We start from the raw sequence: 20,619 nt of genomic DNA, 5'->3' as shown, positions 1-20,619 counted from the left end.
CCGCTATCCGCTGAAGCCGGTCTGCTGCAATTGGGTGGCACGGGTCGCGAAACGCTGGGTGTACTGCCAGAGGCCCGCGACCTGGCCGATGAAGCTTTCATCGGCAGGGCGGCAAGCGTTGTCGCAGTGGGGTGGATACCAGCCAGTAAGGCAGTCCCGGACAGCGTCGAGATAGCCGACCACCCCGTCGCGTCCATTGAGCTGGCGGAACACCAGGGTCAGAGGAATGATCAGGTTGCGCTGTTGGAACACTGCATCGAGCGCTTCCGGGTCGCCAAACTTAGAGCTGCCGAACGCGACCAGGATGGCGCCACGGGGATGGTTCAGGCGGTATTTCGACGGCGCCTCCGGGAACAGCTCGACGGCCAGTTGTTGGCCGAATGTGTTCTTCAGCTGAGTAACAAAGGCGTCGAGGATCGCTGTCGTCTGGCTCATCGGTAACCACTCCAAGTGTCGTCACCGAACTGCTGGCGACGAGCCCGAACACGAATCTCACCAGGCTCCGGGGCGATCTGACCGCTGGGCATACCCAACGTCACCACACCATCCCGGATACTCTCCAGGAGCTTGATCGTGTCTTTACGACTGTCTTTCACTGCATCAGGCAGCACGCCCTCGGGACGGCGCTGATAAAGCCAGTGGCGGGCCAAGTACACCACTGCATCCCGCAGAACGGTCGGCACCGGGTCGAGCGGCAAGACGTAGCGGCCTCGCATGTAGCCATCCACCAGCTCTTCAGCCTGGCGGACGGCCTCCTCGATCACGCTCTCATTGGGCTGCTCGGCAGCCGGGTCATCGTTGGAGAGCTGAACCAGGGTCAGCTCTGGGATGGCATTGCCAATGTCCATGCGGTTGCAGTAGCGCATGGTCAGATCCCGCGCACGATGCGAATGACATCACCTGCAGCGGTAGCCGCATCCATGGCGAAACCATTGCTCTTGCCAGCGGCCAAGGTCACGGCGTGGCCATCCACGTTCGACTCGACCTCAGCACCACTGGCAATAGCTGCGCCTGCGGTGACCAAGCAGATGCCCAGGACATCCACCGGCGCCACGTTGCCTACTTCAGTGTCAGCTGCAACTAGGCCGGGTGACTTCGCGCCGGCTGCACACAGACCACCATCAAAGCCAGCGAACACGAAGCGCGGGAGATCCACCAGGGCCACCACCGACGTGGTGAGTACCGTCTGTTTCGTCTTCATTAATAAGCATCCTTCGGCTTGATGCAGCCGTTCTTCAACAAGGGGCGAGCCTCGGCCACGTCAAGCAAGAGAGCCTTGGCCTCGGTGTAGAGAACACCGTTGTGCAACACATCGGTGCGGCCAGTGACTTCATAAGCCAGCTTCTCGGGTTGCGGATCGGCGCTGCCGTCATTGCTCTGTTGCGCACTGAGACCGTCACCATTCACTGGTGCTGGTGCTGGTGCTGGTGCTGGTGCTGGTGCTGGTGCTGGTGCTGGCGACGCGCCGGTCGGCGCCTGAGCGCTTTGTTCCTGGACCACCTCAGGTTTTGCGGTGTCCTTGTCCTGGTTCGATTTAGTGGCTGCCATGGTTCACCTCAAGCGTTGATGTCGGAGATCAGGTAGCCGGCATCGGCGCCGACCACGACGGGCTTGTAGATGTCGGTGTTGCGCACATAGCGCACCTTGCCGCCAGCTGCGTCGTAGGTATCGATCTCCGGCATGCCCTTACGACGCAGGGTGTAGCCAAAGCTTGGGTCTTCATAGTTGTTCTGGGCCCCAGCTTGGGGCTTGGCCACGTAGGCCAGCTGCAGGCTGTCGGTCCAGATGTCGCCAAACGTGCCAGCGTTGGCCAGCGCCTCACCGATGAAGATGTCCTGGACACCGAACAGCGCCTTGAGGTGTTCCAAGGTGATCAGCTTGCGTTCATTGCTGCCCAGCGCTTCCTGCAGCTTGGGGTGGAACTTGAGCGAGGCGTACACCGAGGCGCCCATGGTGATGGTGTTCGGGCGGATACCGACGCGGCTGCGGACCACTTCCTTCCCGCGCTCAACGTCCTGGATCGGATCACCACCACCATTGCTCCACTGGCTGGAGCCCGCGAGGGTCACCTTGGCTCCAGCCAGATAGGTACTGGGGGACTGAGCCAACTTGGCGCAAGCGACTTCACGGCGCAGGTCGATGATGTCGACGACTCGGCGTGAGGCTCGCGACTCAGCGTCGAACATGGATTCGCTCTTCTCGCGGTAATCCACTGGATAGGCGATGTCGTGCTCACGCAGGACCACGTCCAGGCCGTCCAGGTCGTCGGGGGTCATGATGTTGGAATTGGCACGGATCGCACGTTCGGTGTCGTACAGCTCGAATGCTTCCTTGCCGAACAGCGGAATGGTCCCCGCTTCTTTGTCGATCAGGGCAATTGGAAACAGCGCCTCGCCAATGAGCTGGGCGTTGCGATAACCACGCGCCAGGTTGGTCAGGACCGGGTCAACGACCCGAAGTTGTTTCAAACGATCAGCCATGGTTGCTCCTGGGGATCAGATGAGTTGGCGGATGGCCGACTCGTAAGGAATGTTTTTCTCGACAGCCAGGGCAGTAGCGCGCTGGTGCAACTGGAGACGGTCGGGATCGGTGTTCTTCTCGGCGAACTCCAGGTCCACTGCTTGGCCGTGAGCACCGTGGCGTTCCTTGCTGGCTTTTTCGGCGAAGTCGATCTGCTTTGGCAGGTCGGTGAAGATGGCCTTCAGACCTGCGACGACGGGCTGCCGGGCATCGCCCTCACCGAACTCCAGTGGCTTGTCACCCGACTCGGCGAAGTCCAGGGCAGCGACCAGCGCAGCACTGTGCTTAGGCAGCAGCTTGCCCGCGCCGACCAACTCTTCGGCGAAGGCGACGTTGGCTGCGTGAATGGATGCTTGTCGGGATTGGAGCTTTTCTTCCTGGTGCTGCTGCACCACTCCCTGGAGGCGCTTGTTTTCCGCCTGCATGGCGGCGATTTCTTCGGGGGTCACGGTGGATTCCTCGACGGTTGCGGGTTGGTTGGGGTCGGAAAAGGAAGGACGCGGCTCGTCCTCATGGCGAGCGGCTTCGGCAAGGCTGTTGATCTGCCAGTCCGGAATGACCTGGTCGGCGATATCCAGGCCGCGCTCACCAATCAGCCAATCGCGCAGACGACGCCATAGGGAGGCGCTGGTTTCATGGCCAAAGTCAGCGAACTCAATGACGCCTTCCTCACCGTCAGCAAACTCGACGGGACGTAGTCCTTTCACTGCTGGCGGCTGAGCGCCGAGAAAGCCCACATGACGCAGGTAGTACACACCTGGTACCGGGTTGCTCGGCGAATTGGGGTGGTAGAACGAGGCGGAAATTTTCTTGAAGCTGCCCTTGTCCACCAACTCGGCAAAGGCGGGATCAATTTGTGCTGGAGTAGCGATCAACCCGTCGGTGGCGGTGGCCAGCGACTGGACCCAACCAACGGCCGGAACGTCATGCTTCGGGTGGCCGATGACCAGGGGGGCTTCATGCCGCGCCGGGTCATAGGCCAGCACGGTGGCGGCCAAGTCCGACTCGCTAAAGTCGAAGCTGTCACCGCTCATGGCGACATGCTTGCCAGGCTTGAAAATATGCAGTGGTTTCATGGGCTGTGCGCTGATGGGAGGAGATGCGCACAGCGTGCCCGGCCGAACGGCCGAAGACTTTTAATCGGGTTTAAAGAGTGCAGATTCGCCGCGTGCGGCTAGAAGCCGGAAGTGCAACGCGAAAGAGGCTCGGGGCCTAGCTTTATAAAGCCCTATAAAGCATTAGTTTGCGTTGTGAGGCGTTTGGAGGATGAACCGGAGCGCCGAATGCGTTGCGGCGCTCCCAGGGCGGTTACTGGCGGGCGGCCTTTTCCAGGTGGCCCAACGCGAGATCCAGGATAGAGTCTTCGGCTTCGGGCTGCAGCTTGCCCTCAGCATCCATCGGCAGGTATGGCCGCGCAGGAATGTCACCCCACAGGTGAGGAAACGCTTCCTGGCTGCCGCCGAAGTGCATCATGGCAGCGTAGACTTTGTTGCTGCCGACCAGGGCGCTACTGTCTGTGGCTTGAGTTGTGACCGAGGCCGCCAAGCCACCGGCACTTACCTGAAGCATCTGCCCCGGCCAGGTGCTGGTCGCCTCGCGTCGTGCAGTGGTGACCTCAGACAGTGTTTGCCATGGATCATCACCTTGCGCCTCAGCCTCAAAGTTCTCCTCGGTGATGCTGGCGAACTCAGCCGCGATACCCCGCATCAGCGGTGCCAGATCGCCGACGGCCCATTCAACTTGACGGAGTACTTCCTGGACTCGCTGATGGTCCAGTTCGATGGTGATCATGCAGACTCCTTGCGTTTCAGCGCTGCGGCCAGACCTTCGCCTGGACTGTGATTAAAGCCAGGGTCAGTGCGGAACTGGCGAAGCTTACCGTTGGCATCTGGCACCCGAACGATGGTCACCTCTGCAGTGCGGATCTCCCCAGTGCGTTTGTTGACCCCGACCTCAACGGTATCGGTGCGCACGTTACCATCGCTGTAGACCAGTGTTAGCTTGCGCCGCTTCATGGTCGCTTCGGACAGGGCCGTCACCCGGCAGCGGCAGTTGAAGCCGTTGGGTGGAAAGATGGTGGACCAGATCGGGTCGTCATGCCGATACACCACACCGTTGAGCGCGGCATGACTAGGGCGGGTCTTGCCATCCATCACCGCAACATAGCGCCAGTACGGGTGGGTCTCAACCGCTTCTTCCATGGAGGACTTGCGGCCGGCCATGTAGGCACTCTGCAGGTTGGTCTGGTAGATGGTCTTGAGGCGGCGAGGACTGCCCAGCTGGACCATCTCGGCATTGCCCTCGCTGTCGACCAGGACCTGTTTGCCCCACCAACCTTGTTGCTCCAGGACGGGCTGCAACTCAGTGGTGAACTGTTGCAGGGTCTTGCCTTCCTGCAGAGCGCGCTCCAGTGACTCGCGGATGTCCGACAGCAAGTCCAGGCGCATGGCTTTGGCCACCGTAAACGCCTGATCATGGGCCGCATCGAGCATGTCCTGCCAATCCCAAGAGATCGCATAGCCTTTGCCCTTCAGATAAGCGATGGCGGCGGCAGGCTCCAGTCCGAAAATAGCCTTGAGGTCGGCCGGATTGACCGGTTGTGCAGTAGCCATGATCAGTCCTCCCGATCAGCCGCTGCACTCAGGCGGCCCCAGAGATTCGCCATGAAGATCAGCTTGGCCAGTAGCGCCTGCAGGGCTGTCGCATCAAGGTCAGGGCTGGTCTCCGCCAGCAACCCCAGGACTTCGGTTTCGTCGCGGCCCTTCTGCAGGGCCTCGATGACGGGCAGTAACGCCTGCTCGGCCTGCTGCTGAAGATCCGCAGGGGACAAGCCATCGATAGCCTGGTCCAGGGCGTGCTGATCCAGCACCGGACGTAAACTTGACTCAGCGAAGTCGGCATTAACCTCGCCCGGCGTCGCAGCAGTGGCCTCGATATCACCGTCCTGCAGGTTATAGGTACGTTGCCAGTAGGCTGTGGTGAACTTGACGCCAGACTCGGTCAGCGACTTGTCGCGCTCGGCCAAGGCCTTGTCGATCTGCTCCTGCTCCCACAGTTCGTACACGGGGGCGTCGATATTCTCGCCGAAATTGAGATCAACCACCCGGCGAATGACCGCGTTGAGTGTCGCTGCGACGATGCTCGCGTCACCATCACGGATATCCTCGGTGACATCCAGGCCGGCCTGGGCGCTGGCACGGTTCGCCTCTGCTTCCGTCGTCTGGTTCTGACCCAACAGGGCCACGTTGATCTCACTGCGGCAGTACATCAGCAGTTCACGGTAGACATCGGCACTGCCGGTCTTACCGGCCGCTTCCTTGATCTCGACACTGGAATCATTCGGTATGACCGCCACCGCGTCCTGGACCATCCCTTCAAGGCTATCCAACAATTCATTGGTTTCCTTGGTTGACGCCCCGCGCGGGTGTTTACCAATCAGCCATGGGCTGCCGTACTTCTCGGTGAACTGCACCCAGAACTTCATGCCGCCCTTCATGAACACCACGGGCCAGAAGCACATGGACAGATCGGCGAAGCCATAGGGGTTGTTGTAGGTAGCGTCCTGACGCGCCACAACGAAGCGTTGCGGATCACACAACTCGCCCTGGATACCGGCATCGCGGGCGCGGAAGCGTAGCTGGTTGTCCTGGTCGTACAGGAACCATTCGGCTGGCTTGCCCAAGAGATCCTCAGGTACCAGGTTCAACCCTACAGGCTTCCACATCAGTTCGACCGGCTGGTAGCCGAACAACGGAGCATCGAGCAGCTCGCGGACAATACGGTCCAGATCCAGGTCAGCCAGCCAGTCTCGAATGAACCGCTCGACGCGAACGGGTGCCTTGGCTCGCTTCAGATCCCGCTCCAAGGCCAGCACCGAAGACTTACGACGCCGGATGTTCCCGCCGACCAGGGCGGCGCTGCGCAGGTCGCGATAGACCTTGATGTCCTTGCCCTGGGCCTTGAGGATCGGGTCCGGATTGGGCAGGTACATGCCCAGTGCCTGGGCGTCGAAGCTGCGGCCACGGCTGGCGATATGGTCGGTGAGGCTCTTGTCACGCTTGGCCTCGGCGAAGCTGATGAACTCGGTGGGGCTGACCCACACACCTTTGTTGCTCATGCGTACCCCTGAGTAATGCGGGCCATCGTTCTGCGACGGCGGGATTTGACAATGACGGGACCGGAGGCTGCCTCCAGGGTGGCGAAGGTGGCCAGCACACCAGCGCCGGCGAAGTCGCCGTGTCGATAGAGTTCCGGGTCCTTGAGGTCTTGCTGACGGGCCTTGACGATCATGGGGATGCCATCGACGGTTTCGATAGCGCGGATGTCCTGCTGCAGCGAGTCATCCCTTGGCAGCGTGATTGTGCCGTCCTCGAACAGGCCAACGAAGCGCGGCATCCAGGCGCCATACCAGGCACGCGACAACTTCACCTGGTGAATACGCTCGCGCCCGAACTCGTCAGCCGTATCTTCGGCAAGGGTTTCGCCGTTACCAGAGGCGTCCAGGGCGGCGCCCATGAAGTTCGGCAGTGCACGCAGAATGGTGAACAACACCTGCTGTTGCTGGCGGGTTGGCACCTTGTGCATTTCCACCACGAACGGCACATCGCGATGACGCTGTTGATCGACCGACATGGGGCAAATGATCGAAAAGTCGCGGTGACGGGCGTAGTCCATCCCCAGGAACCAGCGCAGTTCCGGATCGAGCTGTCGCAACAGCGGCAGCAGGTGCGGCTCGATCCAGGTTTCGACATAGGCCTCACGGCGGTAAACAGCCTGCTGGGTGAAGCTTTCGTCCAGGGCCAGACGCAGCACCTGGCGATCTGGACGCATGGCATCTTCAATCCACACGCCCGGTACGCACACACCGTTGCCGTCACGCGGGATGGCATCCAGTTCCTCACGCATCTGCGCCTTGCGCGGGCCGTAGGCATTGCGAATGGACTTGTACCAGGCTTCCTTGCCCTCGGCCGTGGGCGCCTCGCCACGCATCATGCAGCGCCGCTCATACAACCCATTGGCCACAGCATCGTCGAAGGTGGCCTTGTAGACCACGGCGGCATCGCCATAGCGGCCTTCCTGGATGTCGGCGATCATCTGGTTAAAGGCGTTGGCCTTGCCGTTGTGGGTGCTGATGATGACGATGCGGCCGCCCCAGATCAGTAACGCGGTCGCGGCATCGAGCACGGCGGAGACATTCCGGTGATAGGCAGCTTCGTCGATGATCACCTTCCCCTGCAGGCCGCGCAGGTTGGCCGGGTTGCTCGACAGTGCGACGACCTTGAAGCCGGAGGCGTAGCGGATTCGGTAGGCATTGATCTGGCGGGTGTTACCCGACTCGTCCTGATCCTCGAACAGGAACTCCTCGATCTCGCTGACGCCCGAGGCCTGGGCCTCGGCGATCACGCGGGAGAACTTGGCACAGTAGCCGATGAACTCCAGGCCCTTTTCCTTGGTGTCGCCGACGTAGAACACGTCCATGCCGCCTGCGCTCTTGCGTGAGGCGGCAGTGATTACCGAGTCCAGAGCCTCGGCAAAGGTGATGCCGGTACGGCGGCCTTTCTCACAGAGCTTGATTTGCGCGTTGATGGCCAGCCAATCGGCCTGGTGCGCCATCAGCAGGCCTTCGGTGATGGGGTTGTAGCCATCCGGGATCGTACGCACCGACTCCGGCAGCTCGTCCCATTCGACAACGCGCAATGTGCTGGTGCTGGGCTTCACGACCGGCTGGCTCATACTTTCACCCCGAGGAACTTCTGCCGCCAGAACAGGGCCTGTTCTTCGTCCATGCCACCGCTGCGGACTTCCTTGTCCAGTTCGGCAGCTTGTTCCTGGAGCAGGCGTTCGCGGGCCGCTTTCTCGATAACCTGACGCTCTTTAACGCTGAGGGTACGGGCTTCCATGGTGGCCTTGGCGGCGCGAGCCAAGGTGGCCACCTCCTTGATGGTCACCTCGTCGTTTTCATGGGCGCCCAGCGCGGCCTGGTAGGTCAGGGTCGAAATGGCCTCGACCAGCAAGGCACCGGTCTTGTCGCTGGCATCCTCGCCGAGGGCGCCGACGAAGGCTTCAGCCTGCTCGCGGGTCTGACGAGCCTTCTCGGTGAGCTGCTCGAAGCCCACCTTGAAACGGCCGAGGGCGCTACGGCTGGGCGCTTTTTCGTTGGGGAAACGATGGCGGATGTCCTCCAGCATCTCATCCAGGGTCATCCGGTCTTCGCGCAGCAGCTTCTGGATGTAGGCCTTGACCATTGGGGGCAAGCGGTTGATGGAGGATTTACCCGCCATGGTCAGGCCCCCGGACGCTTGATGCCGGGAACGCGGGCACGCCCGGCCGCAATGTCCTGGCCACGTTCGGTCAAGGTGGCCACCAGCACCGGACCGATATCCTCCAGCGACACAGCACCTTGCTCGGACAACCACTGCAGCTCGGTCTTGACCTGGTCACGACTGACACTGTGACCGTAGTTGTCCAGGGCGGCATTCAGCACCGAGCTGTTGGCACGATAGGCTGGCATCTCCACCAGCAGGCGCAGGATCACCAGGCGCATGTCCTGGCGCAGAAATTCGGCGTATTGGCTCATGCTTTCTCTCGCAGCAGATAGTCATTGATGCGGTCCACCGCTCGGGTCAGGCCCTGCATAGCGCCCAGTTCGGCCCGGACGGCCTTCATGTCGCCGAGCAGTTCAGTGATGGCCGCATGGTCCGGTAGGTGCCGGATGCGCTCTTCAAGGGCGACGATGCGGGTGCGCAGCTCCAGCATTTCCTGAGCGCTGGCGGCCTGGCGATTGGTCATCCAGGTGTAGATACCGATGACGGTGACCACCACCCATTGCACGGTCTGGAAACCGAAGTCGAGTTCGTTCAGGTTCATCGCAAGCCCCGCTTGGTCAGTTGCTCCAGGGTGGTTTTGCACTCAACGCAGAGGTCGGTACCGGGCTCGGCCAGGCGGCGAGCCTCCGGGATCGCATCGCCGCACTCTTCGCAGCGATAGGCCGAGGGGCCAGAGCGGCGCTGTACGCCGGACTGATGTGCGTGCAACGCCGCCTCGGTGAAATCGTTGTCTTGCGCCAGATCAGCTACATCCATATGCGGTCAGTCCTTATGTTGAAACGCGATGAGTTGGGCTCGGATACCCAGCGCCCAACGGCCGTAGTCCTGGGCAAAGGCGAGGATGTCTGCAGGGGTGACCCCGCTTTCCAGTAGTTCTTGCGCAGCACCGGGGGCGGGCCAGGCGGCTGCATCATGGAGGGTGGCGTCGGCGTCTCCACCGGCACTGGGCAGAGGGGCTCCGCCGAGGGCAAGGTTGAAGTCGCGCACCCAGCCAGCAGTGAACACGCAGCGAGGGATAGGAGCAGGCTTGGCAGCCGGCCCCGGCAGATAAACGGTCGTGACATTGGGGATTCGCTCCTTGAGCAGATCTTGTGCCTCGGCGAGTTGCTGCTTGGTTTTCTGCAGCACCTGGTCGGCCTGGCTAGCGCGGTCGATCTGCTGCTGCAGTCGATTCAAGTTTTCCTCGGCGGCTGCAGCGCGCTGATCGGCGTGCACCTGCTTCAGCTCGGCCAAGTCGGCTTTGCCCAGCGCCTCGGCGTGACGAAAGCCGAAGCCATAAGCAATGCCTGCGCTTGCGGCTGCACTGACCAGGCAGGCCAACAAGGCGAGCGCCAGGCCGGAAGGTAATGGCGTACTCAAACGATCAAGCATTGCGAGCCCTCCGACGATTACGCGCCTTGCGTGCCGCCCGGCGTGCCGCCGCTACCCCGGACTTACCAGCGCGAGTCATGCGCAGGGGTTGAGGCCCGTTCCAGCTGGCTACGCCTGACAGCGACCGAGGAGTTGGCAGCAGCGACATCAGGTGACTGAAAAGCCGAGCGAGCAGCTTCATGGGGTTTCCCCTTGCTCAGGGCCTTGTTTCACCAGGCGAGCCAGGAACAGCAGGACGGCCAGCACGCTGTTGACCAGTGCGTAGGTTGCGGGCGAAAGCTGCGCTTCCCACATGGGCAGGATGGTGGCCTGGACGAGGCCAAGCAGGGCGATGACGATGGCCAGCTGGACGTTGTGAAGCCGCCAGCAGCAGTGGCAGTTGTCGATCAGCTTCATGCAGCAACCCCCGCTGCACGTCCGTGACGAACCCCTTTCTCGATGCCGGCCAGGGCGAGGCCATCAACAATGAGGGATTCACCGTACCAACGCTCACCTGACAGCGGACCGGCACCGTTTTCATGACGGATGATGGCCTGCACCAGGGCGAGCATTGTCCGGAAGTCGTAGACATCGATGGACTCATCATCAGGCCCAACGCCCAGGGCGCTGGCTACCTGACGCACATAGGCATTGGTGTTGTTTTCGACAGCCGGCGCCCAGCGTTCGATGATCTCTCGGACGCTATCGATGCGGCTCCCGTTGCTGGCTCGGCGGTGGTCTTGATAGGTGATCAGCGTTCGGGCGATGGCACGAATACCCCAACGGGCATCAATGAACTGGACGAATGCGGTATCGCTTTGATTGGCCGACATACCCTGCCAGCGGGTGCCGGGAGCATGACGGATATTGCCGGGGTTGAAATTGCGGATGCCGCGTGGGGAGTTGGGTCGCATGGCGCCTCCTGCAGGTTCGGCGCCGCAGGTTGCGGGCACCGGAAACGAACACGCCGCCATGATCGGCGGCGTGCTGCAGGAGTTCTTTTAATCAGGTTTAAAGAGGTCTAACCAAGCTAGCCGTTAGTTTCGTAGCCCGCGGCCTCTAGGCAGTCTTTCCTATTTTTTTGGTATTGATCTAAGAATTCTTTAATTGCACCTGGAACAGGTTCTGAACCATCCTTCTGTGCAGCAATCTGCGCCTGCCACCAACTACGAGCGTTGCCGCTAGCGATGCCACAGCTCCCAAGTCGATCATAAACCGTGGCGCCAAACTGCTCTTTTGCAGATGCGACCAAGTCCCCGAATAGGCGACTGTGCGCCCCCAGTGCCTGTACGTCACCATTGAGAATCACGCTAGGGCCCGCGAGCATAGTTTTATCCAGAGCCGTCATCAGCCGCGTGGCCGCAACCAGAGCATCAGGGCTACCGCTAGAATAAATAGGCCCCTGGGTAACCGCCGAGTCAGCCTTCACGTCCGAGGAAGCGGTCTCCGCTTTAGGTTCAGGGGCTGAATAGTGAGCGATGAGAAACGCGACAGCCGCAACCATCACCCCGCCGAAGAAGACTTGCCAACGATTGGGCACTTCGCCCGTTTTCTTGTCCTTGAATAGTTCTGGCTTGAACAGGCCCGCCATGGCAGCCATCACGAAAATCACACCAAGAGCGAAGACGACACCAGACATCCCTATCTCCTTTAATAACTCAGCTCTGATCGATCAGAACCAGAATTTTCCAACGATAACCCCAAAGACAAACAGCCCTGTGGCATGCGCCCTGTGGGTCAGCAAGAACTCACGCAACGGCATGCGTTGCTGAGCTTCGATTGTGGCTTCAACTGAGAGCGGGCTTACCTGAAAGCCCTGAACAAATTCCAGCACTCGTTGCAACTCTGCTCGCTTTAGCTTGTTGAGGTGAGTGCGACCGAAAGTGACATCGCAGAAATCGTTGAGCTCAACTCTCGCATCTTTTTCCGTGGCCATCCGGAGGACCTTGCCGACTAGGCGTCGTTTATCCTCCTCCTCCAGCAAGGTATCGAGTCGACATTGCAGCACATTGCGTGCTTGCTGGAAATGCTCCGTCGCGATGTCCCCGATCTGCTTGACACCAAGCTCTGCGAATACCGCCCGCCAAATGTCTTTGGAGTCGGCCCCAAGCTCTGTGCAGCGGATGCTTAGATCGTATAACTCTTTCTTTTGAGCAGGAACAAGCGGCCGGAACTCGGCCCTTCCAGCCATGTTGATCTGAACGTCGTAGTTGTTGATGTGACCTTCGGTGTATTGCCCAACAGACTGGAATTCCTTGCTCACGGTTACTTCTTCCTCTTGCCCCCGACATTTAATGTCAGACCGGCTTGGTTCACGGAACCTTCAATATACTGGCCCACTTCTTTGAAGCTGCGGGTCACGGGCTTTTCACCCAGCAATACACGCAATGCCGCTTCCCGTAGAGCCACTGGGCTCTGACGATATCGCTCCAGCAATAGTCTTTCTTCTGCTGGCAATGGCGCCTCTGCCCCTGGTGCCATATCTCCCAACAGCACCCAACTCGGTGCCGCCCCGAAGCTCTTGTGAAGTGCGAGCAAAGAGGACCCATCAGGCAACGCTTCGCCGGCCTCCCAGCGAGTAATCGTCTTGCGGTTCACCCCAAGACACTCCGCGAACTCCCCAATTTTCATCGAGCCGCGAAGCTGAGCGATTCGTTCACCCACGCCATTAGACATAAAAGCCTCTTGACCATGGGACATTGATGTCCCATTATCTAAACCACACCATCCCACCACGAATGGTCACTTAGTCGGCACCCAAAAAGGCGCCATAACCCCTCGAAAGGAGCTTCCCTCATGAAGCTACGTACCCCCGACCAGGCTCGTGAGGAGCTCAAGTCAAAGGGCGTTTCGATCACCCAATGGGCGGTCGCCAACAAATTCTCCCCGAACCTTGTCTTCGAGGTGCTCGGTGGCCGCAAAAAGTGTGTGCGCGGCCAGGCTCATGAAATTGCTATCAAGCTGGGCTTGAAAGCAGGTGAGATCTGCACCGATCCGGCCAAGGCTCTGGAAGTCGCATGATGATCACATCAGCCCAGGCATCCAGTTCATCGGCCAGCCTCCGTTTCGCTGCAGCGTCTGCTGCAAAGAAAGTTGGGCTCTGCCGTATAGACCGCCAACCTGTAGCGATAGCCATTGGGTCAACCTGCCCGGATTGTACACAGATCCGCAGCAACTCTTCGATTACGAAGCTCTGTGCCTCTACTTGTGCTTGCAAACGCTGCAACTCATTGCCCATGGCTCAATCCCTACCAGTGAATGTACCTGATTTCATTGTGCATGGCGCAATGACATTACCAATGATCAAACGCGCTTTTTGTTTGGAAGCCCGTTCCGCGCTGCCTGAGGAGAGCTTCCAATGAACCCTCGTCAATGGAAACGCGTGCAGCCGACCAACCTTCGTGACGCTCTCAAAATGTGCCAGCAGCACGCCAAAGAACGTTTCAACCACAGCATCGAGCGCATCGCCGCTCTGATGGGGCTGGAAGATCACTGGACTCTCTATAAGTGGATCGCCAATGGTCGTATGCCCGCTGTGCTGATCCCTGCCTACGAACAGGCATGCGGCATCAGCTTGGTAACACGTTGGCTGGCCAGCAGCGGGGGCAAGCTGCTGATTGATGTGCCTGCCGGTCGTACTGCCAGCGCACACGATATTCAGACCCTGCAGGCAACCCTGCACGATGCGACGGGCCAGTTGATGGCCTTCTATGCGGACAACGTTGAGGCCGCCGCCGCCCTTGCTGCCATCCAGGCAGGCTTGGAAGAACTGGCATGGCATCGCGGAAACGTGCAGCAACATGCGCAGCCACAGCTTGAGCTGGGAGAGCAACCATGAGCAAGGATGACAAATACACCTCCGAGCAGGTGCAACGCGTGCTACGCGTGATGTTGGCCCTCGCGGGTAATGAGTTCCGCGGCATGCTCCTGAAGGAGGTGGCCATCGCTGCCGAATGCACGAACGACAACGCTTTGCGCGCCCTGGAAAACCTCCGTACTGCCGGCCTGGCAGATCGCAGCCCTCACGATCATCACCGCTGGCAACTTGGCCCACGCCTGGTGCAGGTGTCCTTCGCATTTGACGAAGCCCTGCGCAAGGCCCAACACGAACTTAATGAGCGCCGCCAGCGCTACACCCGCACCCCCAACTGACTTAAGGAAGTAGTACATGGCCCGTAAAGCGAGCACCACGGAGATTCAACCCATGGCAGAGATCAACCAGCAGGCGTTCCAAGAAGATGCCACTGCGCTGGCCGCACTGGGTGACATTGCCCAAGGCATGCAGGACGAACGCGACCTAGTGAACCAAATACTTGGCCAGGTACAGATGGCGCGTTCCATTGCACGTTTTGCCGACGTCGTCAGTTTGAGCAAGTTGGCACACATCAAAGAAACCAAGCTATACCGGGCTCTGCAGGGGAAAAAGGCGGTAGATCCGGATGGCAATCAAATTGCCGACGTCGGCACTTGGGATGGTTTTTGCCAGGCTCTGGGGTTGTCGCGCTCCAAGGTTGACGAAGACTTGACCAACCTGAACGCATTCGGTGAAGAAGCACTTAAACAGCTTTCTGCTATCGGTGCTGGTTACCGCGAACTACGCCAATACCGCAAGCTTCCCGACGACCAGAAAGCAGCCCTGCTCGAAGCGGCCAAGTCTGGCGACAAGGACGCTTTCGTTGATCTGGCCGAAGAGCTGATCGCGAAGAACGCCAAGGATAAAGAGGCGCTGGCCCAGCAGCTGGACAACGTCAACGCCGACTACGAAGCGCAAAGCCAGGTCCTGGCTGACACATCGAGCAAGCTCCAGGATACCAAGCTGGAGCTGGAGAAAACCCGCCGTCTTGTAGCAGCCAGGACCGCTGACGAGACGATCAGTGCATTGCGCGAGGAAGCCATCAAGCTTGCAACCGAAGCGGAGGCCGCTGTCGTCTGCAAGTTGCACCCAGCAGTTCACACTCTTGTTCTCCACTCGACTGAGAGTGGCGCCGACCACCGCGCAGTGATCGCGGGCCTGCTTGCCCAGGTCGAACGCGCCGTGTCCTCGATCCGCCTGGAGTACGGCATCCCCGCAACTCTCGACGCGGATGCTACCCCTGCTTGGATGCGCGAGGACGCAGACACCCAAGTCGCTCAAGCGCTGGCGGGGGCATAACCCATGAACGCCGTTGTGACCCAACGCCTCGTAGACCTGGCCCGTGCGGTGGAAGTGGCCCCGCATGGCCAGCGTACCGAGCTCTGCCGAACAGCGGCCGTTGAGCTGGGCATGTCCCTGCCGACCATCTATCGAAAACTTCGGGAGGTCACTGTGAATCCCCCTCGCAAGCGTCGCACTGACGCAGGCCAGACTCTCTTGAGCGAGCAAGAGGCCTACCTGATCTCGGCATTGCTCTTGGAGTCGATCCGCGCCAACAACAAACAGCTCTCCACTGTTGAGCGTGCAGTGGAGCGGCTGCGCAGCAACGGCAAGATCCTGGCTGGTCGTGTCAATGAGAAGACGGGTGAATTCGTACCACTGTCGATCAGCTCCATCACCCGTGCTCTGCGCACTTACCGTCTGCACCCGGATCAGCTGCTGCAACCGGAGCCGGCCGTTTCCCTGGCCAGTCGCCATCCGAACCACGTTTGGCAGATCGACGCGTCGATCTCCACCCAGTTCTACCTGGACGATGATGGCGCCAAGACCATGAACCAGGCCGAGTTCTATGACGGCAAGCCAACCAACCTGAAAAAGATCGAACGCAAACGACTGTGGCGGTACGTCATCACCGACCACACCAGCGGCACCATCTATGTGCAGTACGTGCTGGGCGCCGAATCTGCGGAAAACCTGTGCAACGTGTTGATCTGTTGCATGCAGAAGCGCGGCGAAAACGATCCCTTCCATGGTGTGCCATTCATCATCATGACGGACCCTGGCGCGGCCATGACTTCGGCGATCTTCCGCAACCTGTGCAAGGCGCTGAGCATCGAGCTGATCATCAACAAGGTGGGCAACGCTCGCGCCAAAGGGCAGGTTGAACAGGCCCATAACATTGTTGAACGCGAGTTCGAGTCGGCCTTGAAGCTGCAGAAAGCCGAAACGCTGGAGCAGATCAACGGCTGGGCGGGCCAGTGGATGCGCTACCACAACGCGACCGCCATCCATACGCGCCACCGCCGCACCCGTTACGGGCAGTGGCTGACCGTTCAAGCAGACCAGCTGCGCCTGGCGCCCTCGGTGGAAGTTTGCCGCGAGTTGGCAGTGACCGCTCCTGAAACCCGGAAGGTCAACGATTTCCTCCAGGTTTCCTATCGCGGCGGGCAGTTCGATGTGTCCAGCATTCCACAGGTCATGGTGGGCGATACCTTGCTGATCACCCGTAATCCTTGGCGGGACGAAGACAGTGCCCAGGTGGTGATGACGAACGAGGACGGTCGGGAGGTCTTCCATGTGGTCGAGCGAATCGCCATTGATGCCAACGGCTTCAAGGCGAATTCAGCAGTGATCGGCGAATCCTTCAAGTCCCAGGCCGACACTCCGGCGCAGAAGGCTCGCAAAACAATCGAACAGCTGGTCACCGGGACCGAATCCCAGGAAGACGCAGCTGCTGCCCGCAAGGCACGGGCATTGCCTTTCAACGGCGAGATCGATCCGCACAAGCACATCACCGATACGGTGTTGCCGTCCTACCTGCCACGGCGCGGCGTTGCCTCGCCCATCACGGCGCCAACCGTGGAGATCCAGCCGCTTTCCCATGTCGAGGCAGCAAAGCTCTTGCGTGGCCAGATGGGCAGCGCGTGGACCGCCGAATCTATGGCCTGGCTCAAAACGAACTACCCCAACGGCGTGCCGGAGGATCAGCTCGACGCCATCACTCAGCAATTGCGTATGCCCGCCCGGCCAGGCCTGCGCGTTGTAGGAGGTAATGCCTGATGCTGAAGCTCAAGGACGTGCTCGCCACGATCAAGGTCCCACAGGCCGAACTGGCCCGTGCGGTCGATCTGAGCCAGGCCGCTATCGCCCAACTGATCAACCACAACCAGTGGCCCAAGTCGCTGGATCGCAACGCTCTGCAGGGACGCATTCAAACGTTCCTTGCCCAGCGCGGCGCCAACCTTGCTGCCATCGGCGCAGCTTTCGAAGAGATGGAGCCCCGGCGCGCCAACGCCGAGGCCCCTGCATCCCCACCCGAAAACGACCAAGTAAACGAACAGGAGTGCGAGCCCATGCTAATGGCCAAACAGGTGCTGACACCAGCCACCCGGAAACAATTCGGTCTGTTCCGCGATCCGCTCGATGAACTGCAGGACGCTGAAGATATGTATGTAAGCCCCGATATTCGCTACGTCCGCGAGTCCATGTACCAGGTTGCACGACATGATGGGTTCCTGGCGGTGATCGGCGAATCAGGAGCGGGCAAGAGCACGCTGCGCCGCGATCTGCACAACCGTCTGGAGGCCGAAAACGCCCCAGTGATGGTGATCGAACCGTACATCCTCGCGATGGAAGACAACGACACCAAGGGCAAGACGCTGAAAAGTACCCATATCGCGGAAGCGATCATGGCTGCCGTGGCGCCCCTGGAGAAAACGAAATCCTCGCCAGAGGCGCGTTTCGCCCAGATGCATCGTGCGTTGAAAACCAGCCATGCCGCTGGCAATCGGCATCTGTTGATCATTGAAGAAGCACATTCGCTGCCGATCCCGACGCTCAAGCAACTGAAGCGGCTGCGCGAGCTGGAGGTCGGCGGTTTCACCAAGCTGATCTCGATCATCCTGATCGGCCAGCCCGAGCTGCTGCACAAGCTGAGCCCCCGCAATGGTGAAGTCCGGGAAGTCGCGCAACGTGTCGAGATCGTGGAGCTGTCTCCTATCTCGGTCACCGCCGTCGAGCAGCACCTTGCTTTCCGTTTCGGCCGGCTCCAAAAGCCCCTGCAGGAGGTCATCAGCCAGTGTGGCATCCAGGCAATCATTCAACGCCTGAGCACCAGTGGCCGCGACAAGACCAGCCAACTCTATCCGCTCGCCCTCAGCAACCTGGTGAAGGCAGCCATGAATCTGGCCACGCAGATCGGTGAGCCCTTGGTCACCGCCGATGTTGTTAAGGGGGTGTGAAATGGTAACCGTCAGCGCTATTGCCCAGCAGCACCAACCGGTGAGCATTCTTGCCGCCGAGTTCCCGGTCAAGTTGTCGACGTTTAACCAGCTGGCCCGTGACATGCGCAGCAGCGGCATCCGGGTGGTAGGCCTGGAGCTGGCCGAAAACCGTATCAAGATCGATGCCGAGAGCGTTGAGCTGCTGTCGCGGCGTTTCGGTCACGAGCTGCGCTCCATTCGCTACTCCACGGTAGGGCGTCGTACCCGCTCCACCGTGACGATTCGCGGCGTGGATGTGGTTTGGTACAGCCTGGTGAAGGAGCAGGACCAATGAGCCGTCTCGTCCTCTGTCTCCTGTTGCTGGCCACCGGAGCCAGCGCGGCACCATCGCCCCAAGAGAACGTCATCGACGTGCAGCACGACAGCCAGCGCGGCGTCACCTGCTACCTGCTGAATGGTGTCGGCATCAGCTGCATCCCCGACAGCCAGTTACAGGCCGGCAACGAGCGCCAGCTCGCCCCGCACGAGCAAGACGAAAACCACCCTACACCCGCGCTGGCGCCTGGGCGCTGGATTGAAGAGAGGTATCACCTGTGACTGAACTCACACCGCTGGTACCCAAGGACCTCTCCCAGCTCAGCCACCAGGAACTCTGCGCACTGGCGGAGGAAGCCATAAGCAAACTGTCCCGCCAGGATGAACAGATCTACCAGTTGAAGGCCTACCAGGTCCAACACAACAACTTGCTGGTAAAGCTGCTGGACCTGTTCATCGCGGGGAACTACGCAAAGATCCACGGCGAATTGCGTTACCTCGCCGAGAAACTGCAGGAAAAACGTGCTGCTAAAGCACGGGGGAAGCGTTGATGACTGATCGACTGCTGAAGTGTCGTCGTTGTCGCTGGACTGGCGCCTTTACCGAACTCCGTCGCCGCCCGCACCCGAAAGAATCCTGGCGTAGCGACAACGTGTGCCCGCGCTGCGGCTGTAAAACCTTTTCCCCAGTTGAGGAGCCAACTCATGGCTGATATCCAACAATCTCAGGCGGTTGCTATTCCGGCCGGTTTCGTCATGAACGCTGCTGGGCATTTGGTGCCTGAGCACCAGGTGCGCGAGCACGACAAGCTGCGCGACGGTGTCGCTCGCGATCTCGGCAATGCCGCCGAGCATATCAGCGCCTTGCTGGCCGATTTCAAGAAGCAGGCGCTTGCCGACATTGCGGACCTGATCGCCGTGTCCTCCGAACGCTACGGCGTCCAGCTGGGCGGGCAGAAAGGCAACGTCTCGATCACCACCTATGACGGCCAGTACAAGATCGAGCGCGCCTACGCAGACCGCATCGTCTTCACCGAGGAGATCCTCGCCGCCCGCGAGCTGATCAATCAGTGCATCAGCACCTGGTCGGAGGGGGCGAACGACCACTTACGCGTATTGGTCGACCGTGCATTTCGGGCCAACCGTCAAGGCCAGCTCATGGTTAAAGATGTGCTCAGTCTGCTGCGAGTGGAGATCAATGACCCGGCGTGGAAGACCGCCATGCAGGCGCTGAAGGATTCCATCCAGGTGAACGGTACCGCCGTTTACATCCGGGTCTACAAGCGCCAGGGCAACACTGACCAGTACCTGCCGATCAACCTGACTTTGGCAGGGGTGTAACGTGGACCAGGACCGTATCCTCGACAAGATCAAGAAATGCCTAGAGATGGCAAAGGGCAAGGGCTCCAACCCAAACGAAGCGGAAATTGCCTTGCGCCAAGCTCACAAGCTCATGGAAACCTACAACCTGGAAATGGGGGACGTTCTTGCCAGCATGGCCGGCGAGGCCAAGGTAGCAGCTGGATCGGAGAGTGAGCCTCCGGCCTGGCGTGTACGTTTGGCTCATGTCTGCGGCGAGGCATTCGGCGCCCACTTCATCATCAGTGCTCCGTGGTTTGAGCACGCTTCATTCATCTTTATCGGTTGTGGAGCGGCACCAGAACTGGCGGGGTACGCCTACCAGGTCCTGGAGCGTCAGCTGCAGAAGGCTCGACGGGACTACCTTGCCACACAGAAACGTTGCAAACGCTCCACCAAGGTTGCGCGGGGTGACGCCTTCGCCCATGGTTGGATTGATGCCGTGCTCGTCAAGGTAGAGCAGTTCGCTGGGGTCGAGGACAACATTGCCGAGGCTATCCAGGCCTATATGGCGAAGAACTACCCCAAGCTTGGTCAGGCCAAGATGAAACGCCGCAAGCTCAAGGCCCGCGACGAGGTGGCCGGTGACGCCGGATATGAGGCAGGTCGTTCTGCTCAACTGCATCACGCAGTTGGCCATCAGCCGGTCGCTCGGCTGACCCAGGGGATGTGAT

The 20,619-nt window shown here is 60.2% G+C and carries 31 protein-coding genes; 11 read left to right on the top strand and 20 right to left on the bottom strand.

Translation table 11 applies throughout. The features are described 5' to 3' along the window. Window positions 1–3 precede the first annotated feature (3 nt). From KDB76_RS27910 to KDB76_RS27815, 20 genes are all read right to left on the bottom strand, one after another. The gene (locus KDB76_RS27910; RefSeq protein WP_038410276.1) at window positions 4–435 is read right to left on the bottom strand and encodes a Gp37 family protein; all 432 of its coding nucleotides are present in this window, start codon (window positions 433–435) and stop codon (window positions 4–6) included. Further along, on the bottom strand, window positions 432–866 hold the full coding sequence (locus KDB76_RS27905; protein WP_038410275.1) for a DUF1320 domain-containing protein: 435 nt from the start codon (window positions 864–866) through the stop codon (window positions 432–434). Before KDB76_RS27905 ends, KDB76_RS27910 begins: the two co-directional genes overlap by 4 nt. 2 nt (window positions 867–868) lie before the next feature. After that, window positions 869–1,201, bottom strand: a complete 333-nt coding sequence (locus tag KDB76_RS27900; protein ID WP_038410274.1) for a capsid cement protein — start codon at window positions 1,199–1,201, stop codon at window positions 869–871. Continuing rightward, entirely contained in the window at window positions 1,201–1,548 is a 348-nt protein-coding gene (locus KDB76_RS27895) for a hypothetical protein (RefSeq protein WP_038410273.1), read from the bottom strand. The genes KDB76_RS27900 and KDB76_RS27895 overlap by 1 nt, the downstream gene beginning before the upstream one ends. A gap of 8 nt (window positions 1,549–1,556) precedes the next feature. Further along, entirely contained in the window at window positions 1,557–2,480 is a 924-nt protein-coding gene (locus KDB76_RS27890; protein ID WP_038410272.1) for a hypothetical protein, read from the bottom strand. Between the two features lie 15 nt (window positions 2,481–2,495). Beyond that, complete coding sequence (locus KDB76_RS27885) at window positions 2,496–3,596, bottom strand: peptidase (protein ID WP_038410271.1); 1,101 nt, start codon at window positions 3,594–3,596, stop codon at window positions 2,496–2,498. Window positions 3,597–3,828: 232 nt separating this feature from the next. Beyond that, window positions 3,829–4,311 carry a phage virion morphogenesis protein gene (locus tag KDB76_RS27880; protein ID WP_038410270.1) on the bottom strand — a complete coding sequence of 161 codons (483 nt, stop codon included), beginning with the start codon at window positions 4,309–4,311 and terminating at the stop codon, window positions 3,829–3,831. Next, on the bottom strand, window positions 4,308–5,132 hold the full coding sequence (locus tag KDB76_RS27875; protein WP_038410269.1) for a phage minor head protein: 825 nt from the start codon (window positions 5,130–5,132) through the stop codon (window positions 4,308–4,310). The genes KDB76_RS27880 and KDB76_RS27875 overlap by 4 nt, the downstream gene beginning before the upstream one ends. A gap of 2 nt (window positions 5,133–5,134) precedes the next feature. Further along, the gene (locus KDB76_RS27870; protein WP_038410268.1) at window positions 5,135–6,637 is read right to left on the bottom strand and encodes a DUF935 family protein; all 1,503 of its coding nucleotides are present in this window, start codon (window positions 6,635–6,637) and stop codon (window positions 5,135–5,137) included. Then, complete coding sequence (locus tag KDB76_RS27865) at window positions 6,634–8,253, bottom strand: phage protein (RefSeq protein WP_038410267.1); 1,620 nt, start codon at window positions 8,251–8,253, stop codon at window positions 6,634–6,636. Before KDB76_RS27865 ends, KDB76_RS27870 begins: the two co-directional genes overlap by 4 nt. Then, complete coding sequence (locus KDB76_RS27860) at window positions 8,250–8,801, bottom strand: phage protein Gp27 family protein (RefSeq protein ID WP_038410266.1); 552 nt, start codon at window positions 8,799–8,801, stop codon at window positions 8,250–8,252. The genes KDB76_RS27865 and KDB76_RS27860 overlap by 4 nt, the downstream gene beginning before the upstream one ends. 2 nt (window positions 8,802–8,803) lie before the next feature. Beyond that, a complete protein-coding gene (locus KDB76_RS27855; protein ID WP_038410265.1) occupies window positions 8,804–9,097 on the bottom strand; it encodes a hypothetical protein in 294 nt (97 codons plus the stop codon). Continuing rightward, complete coding sequence (locus tag KDB76_RS27850; RefSeq protein ID WP_038410264.1) at window positions 9,094–9,387, bottom strand: DUF2730 family protein; 294 nt, start codon at window positions 9,385–9,387, stop codon at window positions 9,094–9,096. Before KDB76_RS27850 ends, KDB76_RS27855 begins: the two co-directional genes overlap by 4 nt. After that, window positions 9,384–9,602, bottom strand: coding sequence for a TraR/DksA C4-type zinc finger protein (locus tag KDB76_RS27845; RefSeq protein ID WP_038410263.1), 219 nt, complete (start codon window positions 9,600–9,602; stop codon window positions 9,384–9,386). Before KDB76_RS27845 ends, KDB76_RS27850 begins: the two co-directional genes overlap by 4 nt. A 6-nt stretch (window positions 9,603–9,608) precedes the next feature. Next, on the bottom strand, window positions 9,609–10,217 hold the full coding sequence (locus KDB76_RS27840; RefSeq protein ID WP_049870835.1) for a hypothetical protein: 609 nt from the start codon (window positions 10,215–10,217) through the stop codon (window positions 9,609–9,611). Window positions 10,218–10,394: 177 nt separating this feature from the next. After that, window positions 10,395–10,613 carry a hypothetical protein gene (locus KDB76_RS27835; RefSeq protein ID WP_038410261.1) on the bottom strand — a complete coding sequence of 73 codons (219 nt, stop codon included), beginning with the start codon at window positions 10,611–10,613 and terminating at the stop codon, window positions 10,395–10,397. Further along, window positions 10,610–11,110 carry a structural protein gene (locus tag KDB76_RS27830; RefSeq protein WP_038410260.1) on the bottom strand — a complete coding sequence of 167 codons (501 nt, stop codon included), beginning with the start codon at window positions 11,108–11,110 and terminating at the stop codon, window positions 10,610–10,612. The genes KDB76_RS27835 and KDB76_RS27830 overlap by 4 nt, the downstream gene beginning before the upstream one ends. Window positions 11,111–11,226: 116 nt before the next feature. Next, window positions 11,227–11,835: a CHAP domain-containing protein gene (locus tag KDB76_RS27825; protein WP_038410259.1), complete on the bottom strand. Its 609-nt coding sequence runs from the start codon at window positions 11,833–11,835 to the stop codon at window positions 11,227–11,229. A gap of 33 nt (window positions 11,836–11,868) precedes the next feature. Beyond that, on the bottom strand, window positions 11,869–12,459 hold the full coding sequence (locus KDB76_RS27820; RefSeq protein ID WP_038410258.1) for a hypothetical protein: 591 nt from the start codon (window positions 12,457–12,459) through the stop codon (window positions 11,869–11,871). Window positions 12,460–12,461: 2 nt separating this feature from the next. Further along, window positions 12,462–12,872 (bottom strand): helix-turn-helix domain-containing protein, encoded by a 411-nt coding sequence (locus tag KDB76_RS27815; RefSeq protein ID WP_144241813.1) that lies wholly within the window; start codon window positions 12,870–12,872, stop codon window positions 12,462–12,464. A 120-nt stretch (window positions 12,873–12,992) separates the two neighbouring features. Here KDB76_RS27815 and KDB76_RS27810 point away from each other — a divergent pair, with 120 nt between their 5' ends. From KDB76_RS27810 to KDB76_RS27760, 11 genes are all read left to right on the top strand, one after another. Beyond that, window positions 12,993–13,217: a DNA-binding protein gene (locus tag KDB76_RS27810; protein ID WP_038410257.1), complete on the top strand. Its 225-nt coding sequence runs from the start codon at window positions 12,993–12,995 to the stop codon at window positions 13,215–13,217. Window positions 13,218–13,554: 337 nt separating this feature from the next. Then, the gene (locus KDB76_RS27805; RefSeq protein WP_038410256.1) at window positions 13,555–14,034 is read left to right on the top strand and encodes a hypothetical protein; all 480 of its coding nucleotides are present in this window, start codon (window positions 13,555–13,557) and stop codon (window positions 14,032–14,034) included. Next, the gene (locus KDB76_RS27800) at window positions 14,031–14,348 is read left to right on the top strand and encodes a hypothetical protein (RefSeq protein ID WP_038410255.1); all 318 of its coding nucleotides are present in this window, start codon (window positions 14,031–14,033) and stop codon (window positions 14,346–14,348) included. Before KDB76_RS27805 ends, KDB76_RS27800 begins: the two co-directional genes overlap by 4 nt. A 16-nt stretch (window positions 14,349–14,364) precedes the next feature. Further along, window positions 14,365–15,348 carry a hypothetical protein gene (locus KDB76_RS27795; protein WP_038410254.1) on the top strand — a complete coding sequence of 328 codons (984 nt, stop codon included), beginning with the start codon at window positions 14,365–14,367 and terminating at the stop codon, window positions 15,346–15,348. Window positions 15,349–15,351: 3 nt separating this feature from the next. After that, on the top strand, window positions 15,352–17,109 hold the full coding sequence (locus tag KDB76_RS27790; protein WP_038410253.1) for a DDE-type integrase/transposase/recombinase: 1,758 nt from the start codon (window positions 15,352–15,354) through the stop codon (window positions 17,107–17,109). Next, the gene (locus tag KDB76_RS27785; RefSeq protein WP_038410252.1) at window positions 17,109–18,290 is read left to right on the top strand and encodes an AAA family ATPase; all 1,182 of its coding nucleotides are present in this window, start codon (window positions 17,109–17,111) and stop codon (window positions 18,288–18,290) included. Before KDB76_RS27790 ends, KDB76_RS27785 begins: the two co-directional genes overlap by 1 nt. A 1-nt stretch (window position 18,291) precedes the next feature. Beyond that, a complete protein-coding gene (locus tag KDB76_RS27780) occupies window positions 18,292–18,606 on the top strand; it encodes a hypothetical protein (RefSeq protein ID WP_038410251.1) in 315 nt (104 codons plus the stop codon). Next, a complete protein-coding gene (locus KDB76_RS27775; RefSeq protein ID WP_038410250.1) occupies window positions 18,603–18,869 on the top strand; it encodes a hypothetical protein in 267 nt (88 codons plus the stop codon). Before KDB76_RS27780 ends, KDB76_RS27775 begins: the two co-directional genes overlap by 4 nt. Next, entirely contained in the window at window positions 18,866–19,138 is a 273-nt protein-coding gene (locus KDB76_RS27770; protein ID WP_038410249.1) for a hypothetical protein, read from the top strand. The genes KDB76_RS27775 and KDB76_RS27770 overlap by 4 nt, the downstream gene beginning before the upstream one ends. 153 nt (window positions 19,139–19,291) lie before the next feature. Next, on the top strand, window positions 19,292–19,927 hold the full coding sequence (locus KDB76_RS27765) for a DUF3164 family protein (protein WP_038410248.1): 636 nt from the start codon (window positions 19,292–19,294) through the stop codon (window positions 19,925–19,927). 1 nt (window position 19,928) lies between these two features. Continuing rightward, window positions 19,929–20,618 (top strand): DUF2786 domain-containing protein, encoded by a 690-nt coding sequence (locus tag KDB76_RS27760; RefSeq protein ID WP_038410247.1) that lies wholly within the window; start codon window positions 19,929–19,931, stop codon window positions 20,616–20,618. Window position 20,619 lies beyond the last annotated feature (1 nt).

Source organism: Pseudomonas sp. JS425, from assembly GCF_018223845.1.
Lineage (GTDB): Bacteria > Pseudomonadota > Gammaproteobacteria > Pseudomonadales > Pseudomonadaceae > Aquipseudomonas > Aquipseudomonas asiatica.
Note: the sequence above shows the minus strand (reverse complement) of the source record. Positions and strands in the feature narration are given on the sequence as shown.

Excerpts from the sequence above, each read along its gene's own strand:
- KDB76_RS27910 (WP_038410276.1), bottom strand. The coding sequence starts at position 435 with ATGAGCCAGACGACAGCGATCCTCGACGCCTTTGTTACTCAGCTGAAG.
- KDB76_RS27905 (WP_038410275.1), bottom strand. The coding sequence starts at position 866 with ATGCGCTACTGCAACCGCATGGACATTGGCAATGCCATCCCAGAGCTG.
- KDB76_RS27900 (WP_038410274.1), bottom strand. The coding sequence starts at position 1,201 with ATGAAGACGAAACAGACGGTACTCACCACGTCGGTGGTGGCCCTGGTG.
- KDB76_RS27895 (WP_038410273.1), bottom strand. The coding sequence starts at position 1,548 with ATGGCAGCCACTAAATCGAACCAGGACAAGGACACCGCAAAACCTGAG.
- KDB76_RS27890 (WP_038410272.1), bottom strand. The coding sequence starts at position 2,480 with ATGGCTGATCGTTTGAAACAACTTCGGGTCGTTGACCCGGTCCTGACC.
- KDB76_RS27885 (WP_038410271.1), bottom strand. The coding sequence starts at position 3,596 with ATGAAACCACTGCATATTTTCAAGCCTGGCAAGCATGTCGCCATGAGC.
- KDB76_RS27880 (WP_038410270.1), bottom strand. The coding sequence starts at position 4,311 with ATGATCACCATCGAACTGGACCATCAGCGAGTCCAGGAAGTACTCCGT.
- KDB76_RS27875 (WP_038410269.1), bottom strand. The coding sequence starts at position 5,132 with ATGGCTACTGCACAACCGGTCAATCCGGCCGACCTCAAGGCTATTTTC.
- KDB76_RS27870 (WP_038410268.1), bottom strand. The coding sequence starts at position 6,637 with ATGAGCAACAAAGGTGTGTGGGTCAGCCCCACCGAGTTCATCAGCTTC.
- KDB76_RS27865 (WP_038410267.1), bottom strand. The coding sequence starts at position 8,253 with ATGAGCCAGCCGGTCGTGAAGCCCAGCACCAGCACATTGCGCGTTGTC.
- KDB76_RS27860 (WP_038410266.1), bottom strand. The coding sequence starts at position 8,801 with ATGGCGGGTAAATCCTCCATCAACCGCTTGCCCCCAATGGTCAAGGCC.
- KDB76_RS27855 (WP_038410265.1), bottom strand. The coding sequence starts at position 9,097 with ATGAGCCAATACGCCGAATTTCTGCGCCAGGACATGCGCCTGGTGATC.
- KDB76_RS27850 (WP_038410264.1), bottom strand. The coding sequence starts at position 9,387 with ATGAACCTGAACGAACTCGACTTCGGTTTCCAGACCGTGCAATGGGTG.
- KDB76_RS27845 (WP_038410263.1), bottom strand. The coding sequence starts at position 9,602 with ATGGATGTAGCTGATCTGGCGCAAGACAACGATTTCACCGAGGCGGCG.
- KDB76_RS27840 (WP_049870835.1), bottom strand. The coding sequence starts at position 10,217 with ATGCTTGATCGTTTGAGTACGCCATTACCTTCCGGCCTGGCGCTCGCC.
- KDB76_RS27835 (WP_038410261.1), bottom strand. The coding sequence starts at position 10,613 with ATGAAGCTGATCGACAACTGCCACTGCTGCTGGCGGCTTCACAACGTC.
- KDB76_RS27830 (WP_038410260.1), bottom strand. The coding sequence starts at position 11,110 with ATGCGACCCAACTCCCCACGCGGCATCCGCAATTTCAACCCCGGCAAT.
- KDB76_RS27825 (WP_038410259.1), bottom strand. The coding sequence starts at position 11,835 with ATGTCTGGTGTCGTCTTCGCTCTTGGTGTGATTTTCGTGATGGCTGCC.
- KDB76_RS27815 (WP_144241813.1), bottom strand. The coding sequence starts at position 12,872 with ATGTCTAATGGCGTGGGTGAACGAATCGCTCAGCTTCGCGGCTCGATG.
- KDB76_RS27810 (WP_038410257.1), top strand. The coding sequence starts at position 12,993 with ATGAAGCTACGTACCCCCGACCAGGCTCGTGAGGAGCTCAAGTCAAAG.
- KDB76_RS27805 (WP_038410256.1), top strand. The coding sequence starts at position 13,555 with ATGAACCCTCGTCAATGGAAACGCGTGCAGCCGACCAACCTTCGTGAC.
- KDB76_RS27800 (WP_038410255.1), top strand. The coding sequence starts at position 14,031 with ATGAGCAAGGATGACAAATACACCTCCGAGCAGGTGCAACGCGTGCTA.
- KDB76_RS27795 (WP_038410254.1), top strand. The coding sequence starts at position 14,365 with ATGGCCCGTAAAGCGAGCACCACGGAGATTCAACCCATGGCAGAGATC.
- KDB76_RS27790 (WP_038410253.1), top strand. The coding sequence starts at position 15,352 with ATGAACGCCGTTGTGACCCAACGCCTCGTAGACCTGGCCCGTGCGGTG.
- KDB76_RS27785 (WP_038410252.1), top strand. The coding sequence starts at position 17,109 with ATGCTGAAGCTCAAGGACGTGCTCGCCACGATCAAGGTCCCACAGGCC.
- KDB76_RS27780 (WP_038410251.1), top strand. The coding sequence starts at position 18,292 with ATGGTAACCGTCAGCGCTATTGCCCAGCAGCACCAACCGGTGAGCATT.
- KDB76_RS27775 (WP_038410250.1), top strand. The coding sequence starts at position 18,603 with ATGAGCCGTCTCGTCCTCTGTCTCCTGTTGCTGGCCACCGGAGCCAGC.
- KDB76_RS27765 (WP_038410248.1), top strand. The coding sequence starts at position 19,292 with ATGGCTGATATCCAACAATCTCAGGCGGTTGCTATTCCGGCCGGTTTC.